This is a genomic window from Helicobacter burdigaliensis (genome assembly GCF_003670295.1).
Taxonomy (GTDB): Bacteria; Campylobacterota; Campylobacteria; order Campylobacterales; family Helicobacteraceae; genus Helicobacter_D; species Helicobacter_D burdigaliensis.
This window is the reverse complement of record NZ_QXJG01000005.1, coordinates 67,956-73,955: the sequence shown is the minus strand read 5'-3', so window position 1 is coordinate 73,955 and position 6,000 is coordinate 67,956. Positions and strand designations below refer to the sequence as shown.

Sequence of the window (6,000 nt, the reverse complement as noted above, 5' to 3'; positions counted from 1 at the left end):
AAGAAATTCGTATATGGGTAAGCATATAAGAGATTAAGGAATTTTTACAAAGGGCACATACTAATAAGTATGCTAACCCTTTGAAAAATCCCTTAAAACTCATATAGCCCCACCGCATCTACTAGAATTTTTAGTTGGGTGTGTGTCATTGCGAAGCCCTTTGGGGCTGAAGCAATCTAAAAGGCTACCTTTGAGGGTTGTTCTCTTAGACTGTCACGAGCTTTCAGATCTCGCAGTGATAGAATTGCAAAAGGCAAACTTAAAGGCTTTTGGCAAATATTCACGAGCGATAGCGAAGTGGCGCGGAGCCTTTTTGCACTGCACTGCGTTTGTGGATAACGCTTCGCTTGTATGAGGATTTGAAAGGACACTTGTGTCCTTCATCGCAAAGAGGGGCTTTGCTCCTCTGCGAAGTTAAAATTAAAAGAATTTCAAGAGGGCTTTTTCTCCCATTTAGAGCCTCCTTGAACTTCTTTTAAAGAAGTAAATGAAATTTAAGGAACTTTATGAAGCTAAGAACTTTATTATTGCCGATACTTTTAAGTAATTTTGTAGTGGCGGATAACTTGGTAGCAGATATTAATGATTATAAAAAGGATAGAGCATTAGGAGAAATGATAAACACTTCTCCCTATCGTGATAATCCCCAAAATAAAAATATTCAGAATCAGCTAAAAACGAGGAATTCACCGCTAGATACACAGGAAAATAAAGAGATTATAAATAAAGAAGGCACACAGCAAAATAGCACACAAAACAAAAATCAATCCTCAAAAAAAGAGGAAGAAAATGGAGCTAGATTTAAGTATAAATTTGTCATTGAGAATAAAAAGACAGATGGGAGTAACCTTACTCTAAAAGATTTAAAGATTGATGAAAAAATGCTCAATGAAGCAATTATTGATCTTAAGCAATCAGAATTAAGTGTAAAATCTCTCCAAGAGCTAACAGATGTTGTTGCTTTTTATTTGCAGTATCTAGGATATCCTACTGCAACCGCTTATATTCCGCAACAAGAAATTAATGATACGATTACTATTAATATTTTATTTGGGAAATTAGGCGATTATGTGGTAAATAATAAATCTAATCATTTAAAAGATTTTGCTATTACACATAAGCTAAATGATACATTAAAGGGCAAAATCCCTACTACTAAAGATATTGAAGATGTTATCTATAAGGTGAATGAAAATTCAGGGATTATTACAGGGGGTGCGTTGCAACCGGGGAAAAATTTTGGAGAAACTGATGTAGTTATTAATGTAGAAGATGATACTAAAGCGACTGCAATGCTTTATGCAGATAACTATGGTATCAAAAGCACAGGGCAAATAAGAATAGGTGCGAGTGCGACTTTTAATAATGTGTTAGGAATGGGTGATACACTAAATACGATGGTGCAAAGAAGTGATAAAGATCAAACAAACTATGGAGTGAGCTATGATACTTTTTGGGGGAATTTAAGGATTACACCTAAAATTAATCGTTCTAACTATTCTTTAGGGGGAGATTTTAAAGAGCTTAATGCCTATGGAAGTTCTTTAGAATATGGGGTGGATGTGAAATATCCTTTCTTTATCAATGCACAAAATTCTCTTTATGCGGTAGCAGGGTATTCAAGAAAAAAGCTAGAGGATAGCTATTTTGATGATTTGGTACTTAATTTAAAGCATAGCAATGTTTTTAATGCGGGTTGGGAAGGAGTTTATAGAGGAATAGAAAATAATACGCTAAGTTATAGCATAAAAGTTTATCATGGAAGTGTATATCCTAATAATGAAATGAGTAAAGGTTTTTATAGCTTGGGAAAATTCACTAAAATGAATGCTTATTTAAATAATACTTATGTTTTTAATGACAAACTTTCTTTGATTGTGAATGCAAATATGCAAAAGGTGCTTTTTAACTATGAGTTAGATTCTAGTGAACAAGGAACTTTAGGGGGACCTTATGGGGTTAGGGCGTATGTTAGTGGCGAAGGAGATGGGGATAATGTTGTCTATGGAATGATAGGTTTGCGATATGCTTCTCCTATTCCTAATCTTTATATTACACCTTTTTATGAAGCTGGATATTCATGGATGGAAGATAGGGAATATTATGATGAATATTTTTTAGATGCTTGGGGATTGGAGTTAATGTATATGCATAAAAACTTTTATGTAAAAGCGGATTTTGCAAGAGCATTCACAAAATATAAATACGATGGCGAAAATAGAGCAAGAGCCTATGTAAGTGCGGGGATATATTTTTAGCAGAAATTCGTATATGGGTAAGCATATAAGAGATTAAGGAATTTTTACAAAGGGCACATACTAATAAGTATGCTAACCCTTTGAAAAATCCCTTAAAACTCATATAGCCCCACCGCATCTACTAGAATTTTAGTTTAATGCGCGGGTGCATTATGTGGGTGTGTGGCAGTGCGAGGCACATTGTGCCAAAGCAATCCACCCCCTTTGTCATTGCGAAGCCCTTTAGGGCTAAAGCAATCCATAAAGCAAAGTGTAAATCTAAATAAGCTATAAGAGGGTTCTTTCTCCCCATTTAGTAGAACCCTCTTTTAGCCTATTAAGGCTAAAAATAAAATTTGTTTGGAGTTGTAATTTATTGCAATCCTTTTTGAATATTGTTGAAGCTACCATTGTGCTTTTGCGATGGTAGTTTTTAGAACATTACAAAAATTATTAGGAATAAATAGGGCATAAAAAGCCACCAAAATATCCTTTGTCCCTGCAAGAAGCGTAGCGATGAAGCAATCCATAAAGCAAGGCGCAAATCTAAAGGGAGCAAAGGCGTATCCCCTTGTCATTGCAAGGAAGCAATGCCCTCTCTTGCCATTGCGAATGAAGCATAGTGGAGTGTGGCAATCTAAAGAACTACCCTATAAGGTTATTTTTAGACTACCATGTAAATGCTAATGCATTTGCTCGCAAGTAACAGAGGGACTGCCACGAGTTTTTAGTTCTTGCAGTGATAATGCAACCCTTAAAAGAAATTTTCATACACTGCCACACTCTTACTCTAGTAATAATCTTAAACATTAAAATACATTTATTGGTTAAGAATAAAAGTATTAATATTAAATATATTTAAGCTTTTGAAAGAAATGTGGTATAATTTTAGCGGGTCTTCACTTTAAGCAGGTGAGCAAGACCTGCTTAGTGGAAATTTAAGCCCATAAAGGAGCTTAGATGAAAACTCTGCAATTCATCTTAGTTGTAATTATACTACTTTGTATATTTACAGTCAAGGCTTATTAGTCTCGACCCTCATTTTGAGGGCTAAGATGGATTTACCTGCTTATATTTATAGATAAATAAAATCAAAATTTAATTGTAAGTTTGAGGTTATTAATTTCATAGATTTTGCAAGAGTTCTTAAATTTTAATAAAATTTAAGTATTTAGTGTGTATAATGCGTTTGCACTGTAGGAGGGACAGACCTCGCGCCTTTTTAGGCCTTTAATAAATCTTTGTTAATTTTCCTTATAATATCTTCTAAGAATATCTCAATTTTTTCAAATTCTAAATTAATATAAGTTCCATTTTCTGTTGCATAAAGTCTTGAATAGTTAATATCTTTAATTTTAATGGTTTTATTTAAATTTTCCCAATGGAATGAGCGATTTCTAAGTAAGACAAATATATTTAAAATAATATTTGTTTTACTTGCATTGCTAAATTTATGTTTTTTGCCCTTTGTGAAAAAAGAATTTTTATTATGTGGGTGGTATTTTTTTAAATCAAGTTTTCTTAAATCAAGCATAAAATTTTGTAATTGATAATCTTGAATAAGCCTTATGATAGTTCCTAAAGTCAATCTTGATAAAATTTGATGGTGTTTTAAGGATAAATTCTTTTCTTTTTTCTTTATTTCTAAGACTTTAGTTTGTAGATACTCATTTTGACTTTTTTCTATCCATTCCTTGTTTATAATTTGTCCCAAACAAAAATCAAGCATATTTCTAAGCGATATTTCAATACTAGCAATTTTATAAGAAATTTTAGAGATAAATTGCAAATTTTCATTATGCTCTTTTAAATCTATATAGCTTGTTAATCTTTCTTTAGAATAAAGATTTTCTAAATCTTTGTAAAAGAATTGCATCTGTTTTTTTAAATCCATTTTTAATCTTTTTTAAGTTTTTTAGGATTATAACATAGATTTTAGAGGCAGAAATACAAACCTTAATTTAAAATTATAGAAAAATAGAGTAGATAAGAAACTTATATTTAAGCGTAAGTAAATATTTAGTGAGTAATTTTCAATAAAACAAAACTTAAAATGTTGCTGTGAATCTTTTATGCTTATGATGACTTTTAATCGTAAAAATTTTCGCGTTGTCCTATTTTAATAATATAAATTTCTAAAATATCAGATTTTACATCACCCAAAATTCTATAATCGCCTACTTTTCATCTCCAAAAATTTCCATAATTTTTCCATTCCCCTTGCATTTTCTTGGCATTTTTTAATGTTGTGGGATTTTCTAACATTTCTAGTGCTTCTAAAAAATATTTTACTTTAGTGATACCTCTAATATCGCTTTTTATTTGCTTTTCTAAGTATTTCTCAACTTTTTATTATAGATTATTTTCAACTATCAATCCCATTTCTTTTAGAACTTCCTTTTTAGCTTTTTGTGCTTCTTTGGGATTATTTTTAGCCCATTCTTCAACTTTTTTTAGAGCTTGGGAAGTTTTTAGGGTATAGTATTTCTCTTTTTTGATTGTAAAAGCATTTATGATTTTTTCGCTTAAGTATTTTAGGATTTCTTCATTTTCTTTTAATTGTCCTAGCAGTTTTTTTTGTTTGTTTTCTAGCGATAGAAATCTATTGACTAAAACATCTTTTGGGAGATTGTCGTATTTTGAATAATCAATCATTTTTTACCTTTTCATAAAATAAAGAAGCTATATGCCATTATATCAAAAATAAATCAAACAACTTTTGAAATACTGCATATGCCTAATGGATTTTGTTTGTATTTTTAAAGATTTTAAATAAATATAATAAGAGCTTGCAAGTTTGTAAGAAAAATTAGTGAGTAATTTTCAATAAAACAAAACTTAAAAAAGTCAATTATTGAGCGATTTTAAGTTTTCTTATTTTCTTCCTTGTATAATGAATAGTAGTGATTAAAAGGAGGAAATTTATGAAAGATAAAATTGTGGTAGCTACGGATTTTTCAGAAGCAAGTATGGTGGCTTTGGGTAAGGCAATTTATCTTAGTAAAAAGCTAAAATATACACTTGATATTGTGCATGTTGTGGAGTATTCGCTCTTTAGAGATAGTAAAAAGGATAAGAAAGCGGGCAAAGAGGCACTTTTAAGATTCTTGTCTAAAAATTATCCTAATCCAGAGATAGAAATCAATCCATTTTGTTATGTAGGCACTATACAAAAAGAGCTAGCCAAGCATATACAAGAAAGTGAGGCAAAGCTCCTTTGCATCGGTGCAAGAGGGGAAAATCAGAATTTAAGCGATATTCTTTTGGGAAGTGTAGCTAGAAAGATTATTAGAAAATCAGACATTCCTGTGCTTGTTGTCAAAAATGAATCTTTATCCGATTATGCAAATATTTTTTCTCCAACAGATTTTAGTGAAGATTCTTTAACGCTTGCAAAAATGAGTAGAAAAATCTTTGTAGGTGCTAAATTTATTTTCTATCATTTGATAGCGCGTCCTTTTGAGATTAGGCTTGGGCATTATGGTGCAAATGATGAGGAGATTTCTAAATATAATCGCACTTTAGAGCAAAAAGCCAAAGAGCAGTCTAAAAAGTTTTTAAATGCTTTTAGTAATAAAACTTCTAAAGCTGAAATGGTTTTAGATAGTGGCATACTCTCTTATACACGCACTCTTAGTGTGGCAAACAATCAAAATGCTTCTTTAATCGCATTGCCAACAAGCGGAAAAGTAAGCTTTTTTGCACTAGATATTGTAGAAAATTCATCGCTTGATGTTTTGGTGTGGAGATTTGATTCTTAATC

Annotated in this window: 6 protein-coding genes; 2 read left to right on the top strand and 4 right to left on the bottom strand. The window is 31.4% G+C overall.

Annotated elements, in window-relative coordinates; genetic code table 11:
- Positions 1-213 precede the first annotated feature (213 nt).
- On the bottom strand, positions 214-384 hold the full coding sequence (locus EBF09_RS09175; RefSeq protein ID WP_198672527.1) for a hypothetical protein: 171 nt from the start codon (positions 382-384) through the stop codon (positions 214-216).
- Positions 385-506: 122 nt separating this feature from the next.
- Here EBF09_RS09175 and EBF09_RS03570 point away from each other — a divergent pair, with 122 nt between their 5' ends.
- The gene (locus EBF09_RS03570) at positions 507-2,258 is read left to right on the top strand and encodes a ShlB/FhaC/HecB family hemolysin secretion/activation protein (protein ID WP_121763761.1); all 1,752 of its coding nucleotides are present in this window, start codon (positions 507-509) and stop codon (positions 2,256-2,258) included.
- Between the two features lie 383 nt (positions 2,259-2,641).
- On the opposite strand, the gene EBF09_RS09065 is transcribed toward EBF09_RS03570, so the two are convergent.
- From EBF09_RS09065 to EBF09_RS03560, 3 genes are all read right to left on the bottom strand, one after another.
- Positions 2,642-2,815 (bottom strand): hypothetical protein, encoded by a 174-nt coding sequence (locus tag EBF09_RS09065; RefSeq protein WP_157978161.1) that lies wholly within the window; start codon positions 2,813-2,815, stop codon positions 2,642-2,644.
- Positions 2,816-3,459: 644 nt separating this feature from the next.
- Entirely contained in the window at positions 3,460-4,131 is a 672-nt protein-coding gene (locus tag EBF09_RS03565) for a hypothetical protein (RefSeq protein ID WP_198672526.1), read from the bottom strand.
- A gap of 458 nt (positions 4,132-4,589) precedes the next feature.
- Complete coding sequence (locus tag EBF09_RS03560) at positions 4,590-4,892, bottom strand: hypothetical protein (RefSeq protein WP_121763760.1); 303 nt, start codon at positions 4,890-4,892, stop codon at positions 4,590-4,592.
- A gap of 269 nt (positions 4,893-5,161) precedes the next feature.
- Between EBF09_RS03560 and EBF09_RS03555 the strand changes: the two genes are divergently transcribed.
- A complete protein-coding gene (locus tag EBF09_RS03555; RefSeq protein ID WP_121763759.1) occupies positions 5,162-5,998 on the top strand; it encodes a universal stress protein in 837 nt (278 codons plus the stop codon).
- The last annotated feature ends 2 nt before the right edge of the window (positions 5,999-6,000 follow it).